Origin of the sequence: Nocardioides massiliensis, assembly GCF_030811215.1 — a bacterium.
Taxonomy (GTDB): Bacteria; Actinomycetota; Actinomycetes; order Propionibacteriales; family Nocardioidaceae; genus Nocardioides_A; species Nocardioides_A massiliensis.
In genome coordinates this window covers 51,935-69,578 of the sequence record NZ_JAUSQM010000001.1, presented here as the reverse complement: position 1 = coordinate 69,578, position 17,644 = coordinate 51,935, and the positions used below count along the sequence as shown (strand labels likewise).

General features: G+C 72.4%; 17 protein-coding genes. 15 read left to right on the top strand and 2 right to left on the bottom strand.

Annotated elements, in window-relative coordinates; genetic code table 11:
- The first annotated feature begins 19 nt into the window (after positions 1-19).
- Together pth and J2S59_RS00330 are read left to right on the top strand one after the other, a co-directional pair.
- A complete protein-coding gene (gene pth / locus J2S59_RS00335; protein WP_306824702.1) occupies positions 20-610 on the top strand; it encodes an aminoacyl-tRNA hydrolase in 591 nt (196 codons plus the stop codon).
- 20 nt (positions 611-630) lie between these two features.
- Positions 631-1,416 carry a 3'(2'),5'-bisphosphate nucleotidase CysQ gene (locus tag J2S59_RS00330; protein ID WP_246360663.1) on the top strand — a complete coding sequence of 262 codons (786 nt, stop codon included), beginning with the start codon at positions 631-633 and terminating at the stop codon, positions 1,414-1,416.
- A gap of 40 nt (positions 1,417-1,456) precedes the next feature.
- On the opposite strand, the gene J2S59_RS00325 is transcribed toward J2S59_RS00330, so the two are convergent.
- Positions 1,457-2,332 (bottom strand): DUF559 domain-containing protein, encoded by an 876-nt coding sequence (locus tag J2S59_RS00325; RefSeq protein WP_068125100.1) that lies wholly within the window; start codon positions 2,330-2,332, stop codon positions 1,457-1,459.
- A 59-nt stretch (positions 2,333-2,391) separates the two neighbouring features.
- On the opposite strand from J2S59_RS00325, the gene ligD reads away from it, so the two are divergent.
- The 3 genes from ligD (at position 2,392) to J2S59_RS00310 (ending at position 5,091) form a co-directional block, all read left to right on the top strand.
- Positions 2,392-3,339 carry a non-homologous end-joining DNA ligase gene (gene ligD, locus J2S59_RS00320; RefSeq protein WP_068125102.1) on the top strand — a complete coding sequence of 316 codons (948 nt, stop codon included), beginning with the start codon at positions 2,392-2,394 and terminating at the stop codon, positions 3,337-3,339.
- An 85-nt stretch (positions 3,340-3,424) separates the two neighbouring features.
- Positions 3,425-3,904: a Zn-ribbon domain-containing OB-fold protein gene (locus J2S59_RS00315; protein ID WP_068125104.1), complete on the top strand. Its 480-nt coding sequence runs from the start codon at positions 3,425-3,427 to the stop codon at positions 3,902-3,904.
- On the top strand, positions 3,901-5,091 hold the full coding sequence (locus J2S59_RS00310; protein WP_068125107.1) for a lipid-transfer protein: 1,191 nt from the start codon (positions 3,901-3,903) through the stop codon (positions 5,089-5,091). Before J2S59_RS00315 ends, J2S59_RS00310 begins: the two co-directional genes overlap by 4 nt.
- Here J2S59_RS00310 and J2S59_RS00305 read toward each other — a convergent pair.
- On the bottom strand, positions 5,036-5,998 hold the full coding sequence (locus J2S59_RS00305) for an EamA family transporter (protein ID WP_306824701.1): 963 nt from the start codon (positions 5,996-5,998) through the stop codon (positions 5,036-5,038). The two genes, J2S59_RS00310 and J2S59_RS00305, sit on opposite strands and share 56 nt — an antisense overlap.
- A gap of 71 nt (positions 5,999-6,069) precedes the next feature.
- Here J2S59_RS00305 and J2S59_RS00300 point away from each other — a divergent pair, with 71 nt between their 5' ends.
- The 10 genes from J2S59_RS00300 (at position 6,070) to J2S59_RS00255 (ending at position 17,548) form a co-directional block, all read left to right on the top strand.
- Positions 6,070-6,981 (top strand): LysR family transcriptional regulator, encoded by a 912-nt coding sequence (locus J2S59_RS00300; RefSeq protein ID WP_306824700.1) that lies wholly within the window; start codon positions 6,070-6,072, stop codon positions 6,979-6,981.
- Between the two features lie 130 nt (positions 6,982-7,111).
- Positions 7,112-10,666, top strand: a complete 3,555-nt coding sequence (mfd, locus tag J2S59_RS00295) for a transcription-repair coupling factor (protein ID WP_306824699.1) — start codon at positions 7,112-7,114, stop codon at positions 10,664-10,666.
- A gap of 27 nt (positions 10,667-10,693) precedes the next feature.
- Positions 10,694-11,407, top strand: a complete 714-nt coding sequence (locus J2S59_RS00290; protein WP_068117125.1) for a SurA N-terminal domain-containing protein — start codon at positions 10,694-10,696, stop codon at positions 11,405-11,407.
- Positions 11,404-12,147, top strand: coding sequence for a nucleoside triphosphate pyrophosphohydrolase (locus tag J2S59_RS00285; RefSeq protein ID WP_246360093.1), 744 nt, complete (start codon positions 11,404-11,406; stop codon positions 12,145-12,147). Before J2S59_RS00290 ends, J2S59_RS00285 begins: the two co-directional genes overlap by 4 nt.
- Before the next feature lie 85 nt (positions 12,148-12,232).
- Positions 12,233-13,513 carry a phosphopyruvate hydratase gene (gene eno, locus J2S59_RS00280; RefSeq protein ID WP_068117127.1) on the top strand — a complete coding sequence of 427 codons (1,281 nt, stop codon included), beginning with the start codon at positions 12,233-12,235 and terminating at the stop codon, positions 13,511-13,513.
- 14 nt (positions 13,514-13,527) lie between these two features.
- Positions 13,528-14,106: an FtsB family cell division protein gene (locus J2S59_RS00275; protein ID WP_306824698.1), complete on the top strand. Its 579-nt coding sequence runs from the start codon at positions 13,528-13,530 to the stop codon at positions 14,104-14,106.
- A 7-nt stretch (positions 14,107-14,113) separates the two neighbouring features.
- Positions 14,114-14,635, top strand: coding sequence for a DUF501 domain-containing protein (locus tag J2S59_RS00270; protein ID WP_068121279.1), 522 nt, complete (start codon positions 14,114-14,116; stop codon positions 14,633-14,635).
- Positions 14,632-15,573 carry a Ppx/GppA phosphatase family protein gene (locus tag J2S59_RS00265; protein WP_306824697.1) on the top strand — a complete coding sequence of 314 codons (942 nt, stop codon included), beginning with the start codon at positions 14,632-14,634 and terminating at the stop codon, positions 15,571-15,573. The genes J2S59_RS00270 and J2S59_RS00265 overlap by 4 nt, the downstream gene beginning before the upstream one ends.
- Before the next feature lie 56 nt (positions 15,574-15,629).
- Positions 15,630-16,784 carry a YihY/virulence factor BrkB family protein gene (locus tag J2S59_RS00260; RefSeq protein ID WP_220138648.1) on the top strand — a complete coding sequence of 385 codons (1,155 nt, stop codon included), beginning with the start codon at positions 15,630-15,632 and terminating at the stop codon, positions 16,782-16,784.
- A gap of 26 nt (positions 16,785-16,810) precedes the next feature.
- A complete protein-coding gene (locus tag J2S59_RS00255) occupies positions 16,811-17,548 on the top strand; it encodes a uracil-DNA glycosylase (RefSeq protein ID WP_068125138.1) in 738 nt (245 codons plus the stop codon).
- The last annotated feature ends 96 nt before the right edge of the window (positions 17,549-17,644 follow it).

Below are 17,644 nucleotides of genomic sequence, written 5' to 3'. Positions count from 1 at the left end.
AAGGGCCGGGAGTTCTGCGATGTCCGACGCCGCCTGGTTGGTGGTGGGGCTCGGGAACCCCGGCCCGACGTACGCCCAGACCCGCCACAACATCGGCTACCTCGTCGTCGAGGAGCTGGCGCAGCGGATGGGCTCCGGGTTCCGGGCCCACAAGTCCGGTCGCGCCGACGTCGTGGAGGGCAGACTGGGGCCGCCCGGCCCCGACGTGCCCCGTGTCGTGCTGATGAAGGCGCGCACCTACATGAACGAGTCCGGCGGACCGGTCTCGACGCTCGCGAAGTTCTACAAGGTGCCTGCCGAGCGCGTCATCGCGATCCACGACGAGCTCGACATCGGCTTCGGCACCCTGCGCGTGAAGCTCGGGGGCGGCGACAACGGCCACAACGGGCTGAAGTCGATGCGGTCCTCGCTCGGCACCGGTGACTTCTACCGCCTGCGCGCCGGGATCGGCCGTCCCCCGGGTCGGCAGGCGCCGGCGGACTTCGTGCTGTCGCCGTACTCCTCGGCCGAGCGCAAGGAGCTCCCGCTCCAGGTCGTGCTCGCCGCCGACGCCGTGGAGTCCCTGATCAGTGAGGGACTCGAGCGGACGCAGAGCCGCTTCAACTCCTGAGGGGCTCTAGGGTGGCGGCCGTGAACGACTTCGCGCCTGCCAGCCCGCCCGGGATCGAGCACGACGACCACCTCCTGGCGGCCTGGGCCGCCGAGGTCGCCGGCAACCTTCTCGTCGAGGTCCGTGGCCAGGGCCTGGAGGGCAAGGAGCTCAAGGACGCCGGCGACCGCGCCGCCCACGAGCTGCTGATGGAGCTGCTGGCTCAGCACCGTCCCGGCGACGCCGTCCTGTCGGAGGAGGGCAAGGACGACAAGCGCCGCCTCGACGCCGACCGGGTCTGGATCGTGGACCCGCTCGACGGCACCCGGGAGTTCTCCGAGCCCCCGCGCGAGGATTGGGCCGTCCACGTCGCGCTCTGGACCCGCGCCGCCGGCGACCTGGCCGCCGGTGCCGTCGCCCAGCCGGGACTCGCCACCACCTTCCACACCGGGGCACCCCCCGTCGTGCCCGACTCGACCGCGGCGCGGCCGCGCATCGCCGTGTCCCGCACGCGCCCGCCCGCCTTCGTCGAGGCGCTGGCCGCCGAGATCGGCGCCGATCTGGTCCCCATGGGCTCCGCCGGCGCCAAGGTCATCTCGGTCGTCCGCGACGTCACCGACGCCTACGTGCACGCCGGCGGACAGTACGAGTGGGACTCCGCCGCCCCCGTCGCCGTCGCCCGCGCCGCCGGACTGCACACCTCCCGCATCGACGGCAGCCCACTGGTCTACAACCAGGACGACGTGCTCCTGCCCGACCTGGTCGTCTGCCGCCCGGAGCTCGCCGAGCCGATCCTGGCCTTCATCCGCGAGCACGGCACCGACTGAGAACCGAACTGCTGAGCAAACGGGTGGCAGTCGCCTGCCGTCAGGCGGCACTGTCGCGTCCGGGAGCTCGTTTGCTCAGCAGTTCGGCGAGCGCAACGGCGGCGACCAGCACTCGTCGCACGTCGTCGGGGCGCCCCATCACGTCCTCGTAGCTGAACCGCAGCACCGTCCAGCCCTCGACGACGAACCGGTTGTAGCGCCGACAGTCGGCCGCCAGCGCTGCGCGGTTGCCGTGCCAGGTGAAGGAGTCGGCCTCGAGGATCAACCGGAGTCGCTCGTCGACAAGATCCGGTCGGCCCAGGCCCGGCAGGGTGACCTGGGGACGCACTGACAGCCCGGGGACGTCGAGCGCTATGGCCCGCAACGTCGACTCGAACGGGTTGGCGGCGAGCAACGTGGCTGCAGCGGCGATGCGTCGGGCCTGGCGCGCACCTGGCCCCTTCGCGGTGTCGGCGATGTGGGCGAGGAGCTGCGTTCCGAAGCCGGCGCGCAGGGCGGAGTCGGCCACGCTGAGCGCCTCGTCGAAAGGCAGCTGACGCAGGCACTGCTCGAGCGTCGTCTCCTTCGTGGCCACCCAGCCGTCGCGCGCGGTCAGCTCGGCCCGGTGGACGACAGCCAGCTCGCGCGCCTCCCGCGGCAGGCGCCGGCCCCGGCTGACGGTGACGTGCGGCAGCTGCGGGACGGACTTGACGGCCCATCCGTGCAGCAATGCCGCGCTCGTGTGGGACACCAGTCCGCCAAGCCGTACGGCTGCCTCCATTGCGGCGTCCGCTTCCGGGACCGCATAGGTGCCCCGGCTCTTTCGTATGACGTCCCCGGCTGCCACGGCGCGGTCGAGGTCTGCGCGCGAGACGTAGGCCAACAGCGTGCGCCTACGCGCGACGCCCCCGAGCGCATACAACACGTCCAGGACCATCGTGCGGTTCTACGGCATCCTCGGGCGGGTAGGCCGGGGTCATCCACAGGAGGTGCGTGATGGCGAGCAAGGCGATCGAGCTCGAGGTCGACGACAAGGTCGTGCGCGTCTCCAACCCCGACCGCGTCTACTTCCCGGCGCGCGGGGAGACGAAGCTCGACCTGGTCGAGTACTACCTCGCCGTCGGCGACGGGATCGTCAACGCGCTGCGTGAGCGCCCCTGCATGCTGCAACGCTTCCCGACGGGCGTGACGGGGGAGAAGGTGCACCAGAAGCGCCTGCCGAAGGGCGCACCCCCCTGGATGGACACCGTCGAGGTGTTCTTCCCGCGCTGGAAGCGGACCGCCGACGAGCTGTGCGTCACCGAGATCGCGCAGGTGATCTGGGCCGTGCAGATGTCGACGGTGGAGTTCCACCCGTGGAACAGCCGCCGCGGCCACCTCGAGGAGCCCGACGAGTGGCGCATCGACCTCGACCCCGGGCCGGAGTGTGACTGGGCCACGGTGCAGCGCGTCACCCACGTCGTCCACGAGGTGCTCGACGAGCTCGGGGCGACCGGGTTCCCGAAGACGTCGGGTGGCAAGGGCCTGCACGTCTACGTCCGGATCCCACCCCACCCCTTCGCCGACGTACGCCGGGCGGCGCTGGCGTTCGCGCGCGAGGTCGAGCGCCGCAGCCCCGATGTCACCACCGCCTGGTGGCGCAAGGACCGCGACCCGGCGGCGCTGTTCGTCGACTACAACCAGAACGCCCGCGACCACACCATCGCCGCGGCGTACTCCGTGCGCGGCAACCCCGAGGCCACGGTGTCGGCTCCGGTGGCGTGGGAGGAGGTCGACCGGTGCGAGCCCGGCGACTTCACGATCGCCACGGTGCCGGAGCGGTTCGCGCGCCTCGGTGACCTGCACGCCGGCATCGACGACGCGGTCTTCGACCCCGCACCCCTGCTGGAGTGGGCCGACCGCGACGCTGCGGAGGGGGCCGAGGTCCCGCCCGTCGACGACTGATCCCGCCCAGAGGGAAGGGCGCCGGGCCCGGTGCTGGCGGCCAGTAGGGTGCGCCCGGAACATGTTCTCGTTTGCGGAGGTCCGGATGGCAACGCCCGCGGTCGACTGGTTCACCACCGGTCCCGAGCCGGCACTCGTCGGCAGCACGTGCACGCACTGTGGGACCCACGCGTTCCCACCGGAGACGACGTTCTGCAAGAACCCGGCGTGCTCGGGCGAGGAGTTCGCGGCGACCGAGCTGTCGCGCCGCGGCCGCGTGTGGTCCTACACCGACGCGCAGTACCAGCCGCCCCCGCCTTACATCCCCCGCACCGACCCCTACGAGCCGTTCGCGCTCGCGGCGGTCGAGTTGGACGAGGGCCTCGTCGTGCTGGGCCAGGTCGCCGACGGCTACGGCGTGGCCGACCTGAAGGTCGGCGCGGAGGTCGAGCTCGTCGTCGAGCCGCTCTACGTCGACGAGGACGGTGAGGAGCGCACGGTGTGGCGCTGGAAGCCCGTGCAGTCGGTCGAGCCGCACTCGTCGGTCGAGCCTGTCGAGACCATCGAGACTGGGGAGAGCAAGTGAGCAACGAGGTCGCCGTCCTCGGCGTCGGCATGCACCCGTGGGGCAAGTGGGGTCACTCGTTCGTCAAGTACGGCGTGGCCGCCGCGCGCGCCGCGCTCGACGACGCGGGCGTCCCGTGGGAGGACGTCGACCTGATCGTCGGTGGCGAGACCGTCCGCAACGGCTACGCCGGCTATGTCGCGGGCTCGACGTTCGCCCAGGCGCTGGGCTGGAACGGCGCGTCGGTGGCCACGTCGTACGCCGCCTGCGCCACCGGCGCCCAGGCCATCGACACCGCCCGCGCGCGGATCCTCGCCGGGATGTGCGAGGTCGCGCTGGTCGTCGGCGCCGACACCACCCCGAAGGGCTTCCTCGCCCCCAACGCCGGTGAGCGCTGGGACGACCCGGACTGGCTGCGCTTCCGGCTGATGGGCATGACCAACCCGGCGTACTTCGCGCTCTACGCACGCCGGCGCATCGACCTCTACGGCGCCACGCCGGAGGACTTCGCGCAGGTGAAGGTCAAGAACGCCAAGCACGGGCTCAACAACCCGTATGCCCGCTACCGCAAGGAGGTCAGCGTCGGCGACGTGCTCAGCTCCGCCGTCGTCTCCGACCCGTTGCACCTGCTCGATATCTGCGCGACGTCCGACGGTGGAGCAGCGGTGCTGCTGACGTCGATGGAGTACGCCAAGAAGCACGGCATCGCCGACCCCGTGCGGGTCGCGGCGGTCTCCACGGTGACGCCGACGTTCCCGCAGACCGTGATCGACATGCCGTTGTTCTCCACCGAGTCCTCGACCGCGGTGCCGGCACCGGAGCGCACCTTCAAGGCCTCCATCGGCCACGCGGCCTACGAGGAGGCCGGCATCGGCCCCGAGGACGTCGACGTCGCCGAGGTCTACGACCTGTCCACCGCGTTGGAGCTCGACTGGATCGAGGACCTCGCGCTGTGCGGACGTGGCGAGGCCGAGTCCCTGCTGCGTGCCGGTGACACCACGATCGGCGGCCGGATCCCGGTGAACCCGTCGGGTGGGCTGGCGTGCTTCGGCGAGGCCGTCCCGGCCCAGGCGCTCGCGCAGGTCTGCGAGCTCGCCTGGCAGCTGCGCGGTCAGGCCGAGGGACGCCAGGTCGAGGGCGCCCGCGTGGGCATCACCGCGAACCAAGGACTGTTCGGTCACGGGTCCTCGGTGATCGTGCGCCGCTGAGGCGCTGCCTCGATCGGCGCGCCTCGCGCGACGCGCGCGGGGCGATGCTGGCGATCAGCACGCCGGTGACCACGAGGACGGCGCCGATGAGCTCGCCGACGGTGACGGTCTCCCCGCGGACCAGCCAGGCCGCGCTCATGCCGACCACCGGCACGAGCATGGAGAACGGCGCGATCACCCCCGAAGGGTGGCGGGCCATCAGCCAGGTCCAGATCCCCGAGCCGACGAGGGTGCCGAGCACGATCGTGTAGGCCATGCCGACGAGCGCAGGGACCAGGGTCGGCCCGGCCGAGGTCAACGACGTCGTGATGCGATCGGGCCCCTCGACGACCCACGCCAGGGCGAGCATCGGCACCGGCGGCACCACCGACATCCACAGCACGACGTGCAGCGGCTTCGGTGCGCGCGCCTGGGCGGAGCAGACGTTGCCGACCGCCCAGCCGAGCGCGCCGACGAGCACGAGGACGAACGGCAGCAGCGCGGCCGACTCGGCGCGCTGGAACCCGACGACCGCCAGACCCCCGCTGGCGAGCACGACGCCGGCCACCCGCCGCCGGCTCAACCCCTGGCGCAGGAACGCCGCTGCCAGCAGCACGGTGAAGGGCGCCGACGCCTGCAGCACTAACGAGGCGAGGCCGGCCGGCATCCCGGTGGTCATGCCGAGGTAGAGGAAGGCGAACTGCACGACGCCGAACCCGACGCCGTACCCGATCAGCAGACGCAGCGGCACCTGTGGCCGCGGGATCCACAGCAGCGTCGGCACCGCCAGGACGACGAACCGCAGCGCGACGGCGAACAGCGGCGGGAAGTGCTCCAGGGTCGCGGCGATCGCGAGGAAGTTGAGGCCCCACAATGCGGCGACCAGCGTGGCGAGCAGGCGGTGGGACATCGGCAGGGACAGCGGCACGCAGCCATCCTCCGCGCCGCATCAGTTCAGGAAAAGCGAAACCTCGTTCACTGACTGTGTAGTTTGCCTTCATGGACCCGCGCCACCTCGAGCTGCTGCGCGAGCTCGACGAGCGGGGGAGTCTGACCGCGGTCGCCGAGGCGACCCACCGCACACCGTCGGCGGTGTCGCAGCAGCTGCGCGCCGCGCAGCGGGCGTTCGGCGTACCCCTGGTCGAGGCGCACGGGCGTGGCCTCCGGCTGACGGCGGCCGGGCGGGTGCTGGCCGACGCGGGCCGGGAGGTGGCCTCCGGCATCGCGCGGGCGGAGGCGCGCTGGCAGGAGTTCCGCGGCGGGGTGCGGGGGACCGTGACGGTCGCGGCGCTGCCGAGCGCGGCGGCGTTCCTGCTGCCGGGCGTCCTGGCGGCACTGCCGGACGGCATCGAGGTCGTCATCGACGACGTCGACCGGGCGGAGCGGGAGTACGCCGCCCTCACCCGCGACCACGACCTCGTCGTCGGCCACAGCCTCGCCGCGCTGCCGGAGGGCGGTGCCGCCGGTCTGGTCGTGCAGCACCTGGCCCACGAACCGCTCGACGTCGCGATGGCACCGGAGCACGACCTGGCCGCGCGCGAGCGGCTGACGCCCGAGGACGTGGCCTCCCTGCCGTGGGTCGGGGTGCCGCTCGGGTTCCCGTTCGACACCGTGCGCCGGGCGGTCGAGCAGGCCACCGGGCAGGTGGTGCAGGTGCGCCAGCGGGTGCGCGACAACCGGCTGGTCGAGGCGCTCGTGGCCGGCGACCCGGCTCGTGAGCTGGTGGGCATCCTGCCGCGCTTCACGACCGTCGAGGGTGCCATCCGGCTCCGCCCCCTCGACGGTGTCGCGGCCCGTCGCAGCATCCTCGCGCTGGCTCGTCCCGATCGCGCCGAGCGCCTCGTCGTACGGCGGGTGCTCGACGCCCTGGTCACGGTCGCCGGCGAGGTCGAGCAGCGGCACCAGGCCTGACCGGACCTGCTCTCCCGGGGTGCGGGGCGCTCGGCGGACCTCCGTAGAATCGAGCCCATCACCCCTGTCTGCGCCGCGGCAGGGGTTCCGTCGCGTTGTCCGCGTTTGTCTGCGCTGTCTGGGAGCACGTGTGAGCCTGCAGGGACTATCCGAGATCGTCCTGCGTGAGCCCGTGCTCGCGCACGCCCTCGAGACCACCGACGGCACCGCCCCGACGCTCGGGCTGACGGCGCCGCCGGCGCTGCGGCCGTTCTTCGTGCACGGGCTCGTGCAGGCCGGCCGCACCGTCCTGGCGGTCCCGGCCACCGCCCGCGAGGCCGAGGACCTGGTCCGGATGCTCGGCGACCTGATGGACCCCGACGATGTCGCCTACTACCCGTCCTGGGAGACGCTGCCGCATGAGCGACTGTCGCCGCGCAGCGACACGGTCGGCCGACGGCTCGCGGTGCTGCGCCGGCTCGCCCATCCCGGGGTCTCGACGAGCTCGACCGACCGGGCTGCCTCCAACGGTCCTCTCAAGGTCGTCGTGGCGCCGGTGCGCTCGGTCCTGCAGCCGCAGGTGAAGGGCCTGGCCGACCTCGAGCCGGTGGAGCTGGTCAAGGGCTCCGAGGCCCCGCTGGACGACGTGGTCGAACGCCTGGCCGGGGCGGCGTACTCCCGCGTGGACATGGTCGAGAAGCGCGGCGAGTTCGCCGTGCGCGGCGGCATCGTCGACGTCTTCCCGCCCACGGAGGAGCACCCGCTGCGCGTGGAGTTCTGGGGCGACGAGGTCGAGGAGATCCGCGCCTTCTCCGTCGCCGACCAGCGCACGCTCGAGGCGGTCGACCGGGTGTGGGCCCCGCCGTGCCGTGAGCTCCTGCTCACCGACGACGTACGCCGTCGCGCCGCGGCTCTCGGCGCGCAGCACCCGGCGCTGGCCGAGATCTGCGAGCGGATCGCGCAGGGCCAGGCCGTCGAGGGGATGGAGTCGCTGACCCCGGCACTGGTCGACGAGATGGAGCTGCTCGTCGACCTGCTGCCGGTCGGCACCACGGTCGTGGTGATGGATCCCGAGCGAGCGCGCTCGCGGGCCCGCGACCTGGTCGCGACCAGCGAGGAGTTCCTCGCCGCGTCGTGGGCGGCGGCGGCCACCGGGGGCGAGGCGCCGGTCGACCTGGGGGCGGCGTCCTACCGCGACCTCGACGAGGTCCGCGACCACGCCCTGGCGCGTGGGCAGGCGTGGTGGTCGATGAGCCCCTTCGGGCTGGACGAGGTCGACGAGAGTGGACGCGACGGCGAGAGCCGCGCCGTGCAGGTCTCGGCCGTCGAGTCCTACCGCGGCGAGGTGCCCCGCGCCGTCGAGGACATTCGCTCGTGGCTGCGCACGGGCTCGCGGGTCGTGCTGGTCAGCGAGGGTCACGGCACGAGCGAGCGCATGGCCGAGCTGCTGCGCGAGGCCGACATCCCCGTGCGCGTCGCCGAGAGCATCGAGACGCCCGACGACGCCCCCGAGGGCATCGTCGTGTCGACCACCGGCACCCTCGACCACGGGTTCCGCGACGAGGCGCAGTGCCTGGCGGTGCTCACCGGTGAGGACATCCTGGGGCAGAAGAGCTCCACCAAGGACATGCGCCGGATGCCGACGCGGCGCAAGAAGCAGATCGACCCGCTCGAGCTCAAGCCCGGCGACTACGTCGTCCACGAGCAGCACGGCGTCGGTCGCTACATCGAGATGAAGCAGCGCGAGGTCGCCGGTGCGACCCGCGAGTACCTCGTCCTGGAGTACGGCGCCTCCAAGCGCGGCCACCCGCCGGACCGGCTCTACGTCCCGGCCGACGCGCTCGACCAGGTGACCCGCTACGTCGGCGGCGAGCAGCCCAGCCTCGACCGGCTCGGCGGCGCGGACTGGGCCAAGCGCAAGGGCCGCGCCCGCAAGGCGGTGCGCCAGATCGCCGGCGAGCTCATCAAGCTGTACGCCGCCCGGCAGGCGACCCAGGGTCACGCGTTCGGGCCCGACAGCCCGTGGCAGCGCGAGCTCGAGGACGCGTTCCCCTTCGTCGAGACCACTGACCAGCTGACGACGGTCGACGAGGTCAAGCGCGACATGGAGCGCACCGTCCCGATGGACCGCCTGGTCTGCGGCGACGTCGGCTACGGCAAGACCGAGATCGCCGTCCGCGCGGCGTTCAAGGCCGTGCAGGACGGCAAGCAGGTGGTCGTCCTCGTGCCCACCACGCTGCTGGTGCAGCAGCACTACTCGACCTTCGCCGAGCGGATGTCGGCCTTCCCGGTCAACCTCAAGGGGCTCTCGCGGTTCCAGACCGAGAAGGAGGCCCAGGAGGTCATCGCCGGCCTCGCGGACGGGTCGGTCGACATCGTCATCGGCACCCACCGGCTGCTCAACCCGGACATCAAGGTCAAGGACCTCGGGCTGATCATCGTCGACGAGGAGCAGCGCTTCGGCGTCGAGCACAAGGAGCAGATGAAGCGGCTGCGCACCAGCGTCGACGTGCTGGCGATGTCGGCGACGCCGATCCCGCGCACGCTCGAGATGGCGATCACCGGCATCCGCGAGATGTCGACGATCACCACCCCGCCGGAGGAGCGGCACCCGGTGCTGACCTACGTCGGGGCCTACGAGGACCGGCAGGTGATCGCCGCCGTACGCCGCGAGCTGCTGCGCGACGGCCAGGTGTTCTACATCCACAACCGGGTGCAGTCGATCGACAAGGCCGCGGCCAAGATCCGCGAGCTCGTGCCCGAGGCGCGGGTGGCGACGGCCCACGGCCAGATGGGCGAGCACCAGCTCGAGCAGGTGATGGTCGACTTCTGGGAGAAGCGCTTCGACGTCCTGGTGTGCACCACCATCGTCGAGTCGGGCCTGGACGTCTCCAACGCCAACACGATGATCATCGAGCGCTCCGACACCCTCGGCCTCTCCCAGCTCCACCAGCTGCGCGGGCGGGTCGGTCGTGGCCGGGAGCGGGCCTACGCCTACTTCCTCTACCCGGCCGACAAGCCGCTGACCGAGACCGCACACGAGCGGCTGGCGACGCTGGCGCAGCACTCCGACCTCGGCGGCGGCATGGCGATCGCCATGAAGGACCTGGAGATCCGCGGCGCCGGCAACCTGCTCGGTGGCGAGCAGTCCGGCCACATCGCCGACGTCGGCTTCGATCTCTACGTGCGCCTGGTCGGCGAGGCGGTCGCGGAGTATCGCGGTCAGACCGAGGAGGAGCAGGCCGAGGTCCGCATCGACCTGCCCGTCGACGCGCACCTGCCCCACGACTACGTGCCCAGCGAGCGGCTGCGGCTGGAGATGTACAAGCGCATGGCCGAGGTGCGCACCGACGACGACGTCGCGCAGCTGCGCGAGGAGCTCACCGACCGCTACGGCGCGCCCCCCGAGCCCGTCGCGCGGCTGCTCGAGGTCGCGCGCTTCCGCGGCCGGGCCCGGCGCGCGAAGCTGTCGGAGGTGACGCTGCAGGGCAAGTACGTGCGGTTCGCGCCCATCGACCTGCCCGACTCGCGCCAGGTGCGGCTCAACCGGATGTATCCCAAGAGCCTGCTCAAGGCCGGCACGTCCACGATTCTCGTGCCGCGCCCGAGCGACCCCGGCATCGGCGGCAAGCCGTTGCGCGACGGCGAGCTGCTGGACTGGGTGCATCTGGTGGTCGACAGCATCATCGACCCGGTCGAGGCCTGAGCGCCGCTTCCTGCGTACGATGCCGTCGTGATGCGCCGAACCCTCGCCCGCACGACCGGGCGCCGACCTGTCCGCACGCTCGCGGTCGCTGCGGCGGCCGTCGCGACGATCGCGCTCAGTGGCTGCGACCTGCGCCCGGGCGTCGCCGCCGAGGTCGGGGACCGCACGATCAGCAAGGACCGCGTCGAGTCGGTCGCGGAAGCGCTGTGCTCGGCCAACCTCAGCCCGGGCCCGGGTGGACAGACGCCGCAGCTTCCCTCCTCCGGGGCGCGCGCCGGTGCGCTGCAGGTGCTGCTCGACGCCGAGCTCGCCCGCCAGTTCGGTGAGTCCGAGGGCGTCGAGGCCGACCCCGGTGCGGTGTCCGCTGCGCTGGCGCAGAACGAGCCGGGCATCGCCGCCCTCCCGGAGGACCGGCAGGACGCCTTCCGCGACACGCTGCGTGACTTCACCGAGGGTCAGCTCATGCTGATCGAGATCGGCACCCGGTCGCTGGCGGCGTCCGGTGCCACCGAGGTCACCGAGGACGACGCGTTCGCCGAGGGTCGTCGTCTGCAGGCGGAGTACGTCGAGACGCTCGACGTCGAGGTCGACCCACGGTTCGGGGCGTTCGCCGACGGCCAGCTCGTCCCCGGCACCGCGTCGCTGTCGGTCCCGCAGAGCGAGTTCGCCCAGCTCGCCGGCCAGGGCACCCCCGACCCGGGGTTCGTCGCGCAGCTGCCCGCCTCCCAGCTCTGCTCGTGACCGCCCGCGACCAGAACGAGCCCCGGACCTCGGGGCTGCTCGAGCTGGTCGCGGTGATGGACCGGCTGCGCCGGGAGTGCCCGTGGGACCGCGAGCAGACCCACCGCTCCCTCGTGCGCTACCTCCTGGAGGAGAGCCACGAGGTGATCGAGGCGATCGAGGGCCTCGATCAGCCAGGGGAACCTGACGGCGCCACCCACCTGCGCGAGGAGCTCGGCGACCTGCTGCTGCAGGTCTACTTCCATGCCCGCCTCGCCCAGGAGCGCGCCGAGGACCCGTTCGACATCGACGACGTCGCCCGCGGCATCGTCGAGAAGATGGTGCGCCGCCACCCGCACGTCTTCGGCGACACCCAGGCTGCGGACGCGGCGGAGGTGCGCACCAACTGGGAGACCATCAAGGCCGCCGAGAAGCAGCGCGACTCCGTGCTCGACGGGATCGCGCCGACCCTGCCCGGCCTGAGCCTCGCCGACAAGGTGCTCGCCCGCGCCGAGCGTGCCGGCATCACGCCCGCGCCCGCGTCACTCCCCTACGTGAGCGCTCTCGAAGGGGCTGCATCAGAGCGCTCACGTAGGGGAGTGACGGGAGAGGGTGATGCGGAGACGGTCGTGGGCGAGGAGCTGCTGGCTGCGGTGGTGCGTGCCCGCGAGCTCGGCGTCGACCCCGAGCTGGCGCTGCGCTCCGCCGTACGCCGTTTCAGCGCCGAGGTCCGCGCACAGGAGTCCGCCGCGCCTCGCTAGGCTCTCGCGCGGAGCGCACCCGCTCCCGTTCGGACCCCGAACACCACCCCGAACCCTGACCACGAACCCGGACCGAGGAGATGCTGTGGCGTCCATCGAGGCTGTCGGCGCGCGCGAGATCCTGGACTCGCGCGGCAACCCCACCGTCGAGGTCGAGGTCGTCCTCGACGACGGCTCGACCGGCCGCGCGGCGGTCCCCAGCGGCGCGTCTACCGGCGCCTTCGAGGCGGTGGAGCTGCGTGACGGCGGCGACCGCTACCTCGGCAAGGGCGTGCAGCGGGCGGTCGAGGGTGTCCTCGACAAGGCCGGCCCGCGCCTGATCGGCCAGGACGCCTCCGAGCAGCGCCTCGTCGACCAGCTCCTGCTCGACCTCGACGGGACCCCCAACAAGTCCGAGCTCGGCGCCAACGCGATCCTGGGCGTCTCGCTCGCCGTCGCCAAGGCCGCGGCCGACTCGGCCGACCTCCCGTTGTTCCGCTACGTCGGCGGCCCCAACGCCCACGTGCTGCCGGTGCCGATGATGAACATCCTCAACGGTGGCGCCCACGCCGACACCAACGTCGACATCCAGGAGTTCATGATCGCGCCGATCGGCGCCGGGACCTTCCGCGACGCCCTGCGCCAGGGTGCGGAGGTCTACCACGCGCTGAAGTCCGTGCTGAAGCAGCGGGGTCTGGCCACCGGTGTCGGCGACGAGGGCGGGTTCGCCCCGGAGCTCGGCTCCAACCGCGAGGCCCTCGACCTGATCGCCGAGGCGATCGGCCAGACCGGTCTCGTGCTCGGTCGCGACGTGGTGCTCGCTCTCGACGTGGCCGCGACCGAGTTCTGCACGGACGGGCGCTACACCTTCGAGGGGGCGACCAAGACCGCCGAGGAGATGACCGCCTACTACGCCGAGCTCGTGGCGGCGTACCCCATCGTCTCGATCGAGGACCCCCTCGACGAGGACGACTGGGAGGGTTGGAAGGCGATCACCGACCAGCTCGGCGCGAAGACCCAGCTCGTCGGCGACGACCTGTTCGTCACCAACGTCGAGCGGCTCCAGCGCGGCATCGACGGTGGCCAGGCCAACGCCCTGCTGGTGAAGGTCAACCAGATCGGCTCCCTGACCGAGACCCTCGACTCCGTCGAGCTGGCTCACCGCAACGGCTACCGCTGCATGATGAGCCACCGCTCCGGCGAGACCGAGGACGTCACCATCGCCGACCTCGCCGTCGCCACCAACTGCGGTCAGATCAAGACCGGCGCGCCCGCGCGCTCGGAGCGGGTGGCGAAGTACAACCAGCTCCTGCGCATCGAGGAGGAGCTCGACGACGCCGCGCGCTACGCCGGCCGGAGCGCCTTCCCCAGGTTCACCGCCTCCTGAGGGAGAATCGGTCGGTGGCCGATCGCCGTACGTCGTCGCGCCGCCCGGGCTCCCCGGGCGGCCGGCCCGGCGTCCGCTCCACCGCCCGCTCCCGGCCTGCGGCGGGTCCGGTAGCGGCCCGCTCCGACCGGTCGCGCCCGACCGGACGAGCAGTGGTCCTGCTGGTCGTGCTCGGCGTGCTGGCGGTGTCGTGGGCCTCGAGCATGCGCGCCCACCTCGAGCAGCAGCGCCACCTCAGCGAGCTGCGGGCGTCGATCGCCGCCTCGGAGAGCGCGATCGAGGACCTGCGCCGCGAGAAGCGGCGCTGGCAGGACCCGGCGTACGTCGAGACCCAGGCCCGCAAGCGGCTCGGGTTCGTCATGCCGGGCGAGACCAGCTACCAGGTCATCGGCCGCGACGGCGAGCCGCTGGCGCCGGAGGCGACGCTGAGCGAGCCGGACACCGAGGACGAGGTGCCACCGCCGTGGTGGGCCAAGGCGTGGGGCGCGGTGGAGTCGGCCGGTGCCCGGCCCGAGGACGAGCAGGACCAGCCCGCCGACCGCATCCGCGCACCCAAGCAACCGAGGTCCGAGCCGAGGTCAGTCAGGCCGTGAGCAGCCTGTGAGCATCGAACCCCGCGACGAACAGCGCGTCGCCGCCCAGCTGGGACGTCCCCCGCGCGGCATCCACGAGGTCGGACACCGCTGCCCGTGCGGCAACCCCGACGTGGTCACCACCGAGCCGCGCCTGCCCGACGGTACGCCGTTCCCGACGACCTACTACCTCACCTGCCCGCGCGCGGCCTCGCTGATCGGGACGCTCGAGGGCTCCGGGCTGATGCGGGAGATGACCGAGCGGCTCGCGACCGACCCGGAGCTCGCCGATGCCTACCGGCGTGCCCACGAGGCCTACCTCGCGGCGCGTGCCGAGATCGGCGAGGTGCCGGAGATCGCCGGGGTGTCGGCCGGCGGCATGCCCGACCGGGTCAAGTGCCTGCACGTGCTCGCGGGGCAGTCGCTCGCGCAGGGCCGCGGCGTGAACCCGCTCGGCGACGAGGTCCTCGACGCGCTGGGGGAGTTCTGGGCGACCGGGCCGTGCGTGGAGGTTGCCGGGGAGATGGACGACACCGGGGCCGACGCGTGACCCGGGTCGCGGCGATCGACTGCGGCACCAACACCGTCAAACTGCTGGTCGCCGACCTCGAGCCCGACGGCAGCAGCGTCGAGCACCTGCGCACGATGCGGATGGTGCGGCTGGGCCAGGACGTCGACCGCACGGGCGAGCTGCACCCCGACGCCTTGGCGCGGCTGTTCGGTGCCCTCGACGAGTACGCCGCGATCATCGCCGACCACGACGTGACGCATCTGCGCTTCTGCGCGACCAGCGCTGCGCGCGACGCCCGCAACGCCGACGAGTTCACCGCCGGTGTGCAGGCGCGCCTCGGCGTGCGCCCGGAGGTGGTGAGCGGCGACGAGGAGGCGCGGCTGTCGTTCGCCGGTGCCACGCGCGGACTGCCGCCCGGGCTGCCGGGTCCGTTCGTGGTGGTCGACATCGGTGGCGGCTCGACCGAGCTCGTGCGGGGTGCGGCGTACGCCGCCTTCGATCCCGCCGCGCCCGGCAGCCAGGCCTGCTCCATGGACGTCGGCGCGGTGCGACTCACGGAGCGGCACCTGGCCGGTGACCCGCCCACCGAGGCGCAGGTCGCCGCCGCGATCTCCGACATCGAGGCCGCGTTGGACGGCGCGCCGGTCGACCTCGCCGAAGCCGGCACCGTGATCGGGGTGGCCGGCACCATCACCACGATCACCGCCGACGTGCTCGGACTCGACTCCTACGACCGGGCGGCGATCGATGGGGCCGTGCTGGCGGCCTCCGACGTCGCGCGGGCCGGGCGACGTCTGCTCGCCTCGACCGTCGCCGAGCGGCGGGCGCTGCCGTTCCTGCACCCCGGGCGCGCCGACGTCATCGGCGCCGGAGCCCTCATCTTGGAGCGGGTCCTCGCGCGCACGGGTGTGGAGAGCCTGCGGGTGTCGGAGGCCGACATCCTGGACGGGATCGCCTGGTCGCTCGTCGACCCATGAGGCAGTCGCTGGTCGACCGCGGTTAGCCGCCGCGCGGCGCCGGGTACGCCCTTCTCGTGACCAGAGACGAGACCGCGCCCGCGCCCAACGACCCGCGCAAGCCCGACGGGCCGCAGGACCTCAGCAGACCGTCGTGGAAGCTCGTGCTGAAGCGCACGGTGCGGGAGTTCTCCCAGGACCAGTGCACCGACCTCGCCGCGGCGCTCACCTACTACTCCGTGCTGGCGCTGTTCCCGGCGATCATCGCGCTCTCCTCCCTCCTCGGGCTGGTCGGGCAGGCGGAGCGCTCGATCGCGACCGTGCTCGACATCGTCGAGGACCTCACGACCCCGGCGACGACCGAGGCGATCCGCCCCGTGATCGAGAACCTCGCGACCGCGGAGACGGTCGGCTTCACCCTCGTCGTCGGTCTGCTCGGTGCGCTGTGGTCGGCATCGGGCTATGTCGGTGCCTTCGGGCGCGCGATGAACCGGGTCTACGAGATCGCCGAGGGCCGGCCCTTCTGGAAGCTGCGTCCGACGATGATGCTCGTGACGCTGGTGACCGTCGTGCTGGTGGCGCTCGCCCTGCTCATGCTGGTCGTCTCCGGCCCGGTGGCCGAGGCGATCGGGGGCGTGATCGGGCTCGGCGACACCGCCCTGACGGTCTGGAACATCGCCAAGTGGCCCGTCCTGCTCGCCGTCGTGGTGGTGATCGTCGCCCTGCTCTACTACGTCACGCCCAACGTGAAGCAGCCGAAGTTCCGGTGGTTGTCGGTCGGGGCGGTCGTCGCCATCGCGGTCTGGGCCGTTGCCTCGGCCGGATTCGGGTTCTACGTCGCGAACTTCAGCTCCTACAACACCACCTACGGCTCCCTGGCCGGTGTCGTGATCTTCCTGCTGTGGTTGTGGCTGACCAACCTGGCGCTGCTGTTCGGTGCGGAGCTCGACGCCGAGCTCGAGCGCGGTCGGGAGCTGCAGGCCGGCATCCCGGCCGAGGTCGCGATCCAGCTGCCCGCGCGCGACACCTCCGGCATCGAGAAGCAGGAGGGCAAGGAGGCCGACTTCATCCGCGAGGCCCGCGACATCCGCATCCAGGCCGAGCAGGATCGCGGCCACGACTTCTCGGTGCCGGCGGAGAAGGAACACGTCGCCGCGACCGGTGAGTCCGATGTCGCCGAGCCCACCGCGGCGGAGTGGGACGCCGCTGCCCGCGGGCGGGAGCGTCACTGACCAGGCTCGTCCGCAGCGCCAGCGGCGTGCGGCGCCAGGCGGGCCGTGCGCCGGACCTGGAGGCGCTCGACGCCGCGCTGGTCGACTGCTTCGCCTGCCCGCGCCTTGTGCGCTGGCGCGAGCAGGTCGCCCGCGAGAAGCGGGCCGCCTTCCGCGACCAGGACTACTGGGGGCGGCCGGTGCCCGGGTTCGGGCCGGCGGACGCGACCATCGCCGTCCTGGGCCTGGCGCCCGCGGCGCACGGCGCCAACCGCACCGGTCGGGTCTTCACCGGCGACCGCTCCGGTGACTGGCTCTTCGCCTCGCTGCACCGCGTCGGCCTGGCCAACCAGCCCACGAGCACACATGTCGATGACGGCCTCGAGCTGCACGGCGTACGGGTGCTGGCCGCCGTACGCTGCGCGCCGCCGGCCAACCAGCCCACGCCCACCGAGCGTGACACCTGCGCCCCCTGGGCCGACCGCGAGCTGGAGCTGCTCGCACCGACGCTGCGCGTCCTGGTCTGCCTCGGTGGGTTCGGCTGGCAGGCCGGGATCCGCGCGCTGCGGGACCGGGGGTACGCCGTACCAGGCTCACCGCGGTTCGGCCACGGTGTCGAGCTCGAGGTGGCCGGCCCGGGCGGTGCGGAGAGCGTGACACTGCTGGGCTGCTACCACCCGTCTCAGCAGAACACCTTCACCGGTCGGTTGACCGAGCCGATGACCGACGCCGTCTTCTCCCGCGCCGTCGAACTCGCCGGACGTCATACGTCCGTCGACCTATAGCTCCTCAGGCGTATGACGTTGCGGTGGCTGATGACGGATGTCATGGCCGAGTCGTGACGCAAGGGGGAGGCGCGCCAGGGGGTCCACGGCCGAGAG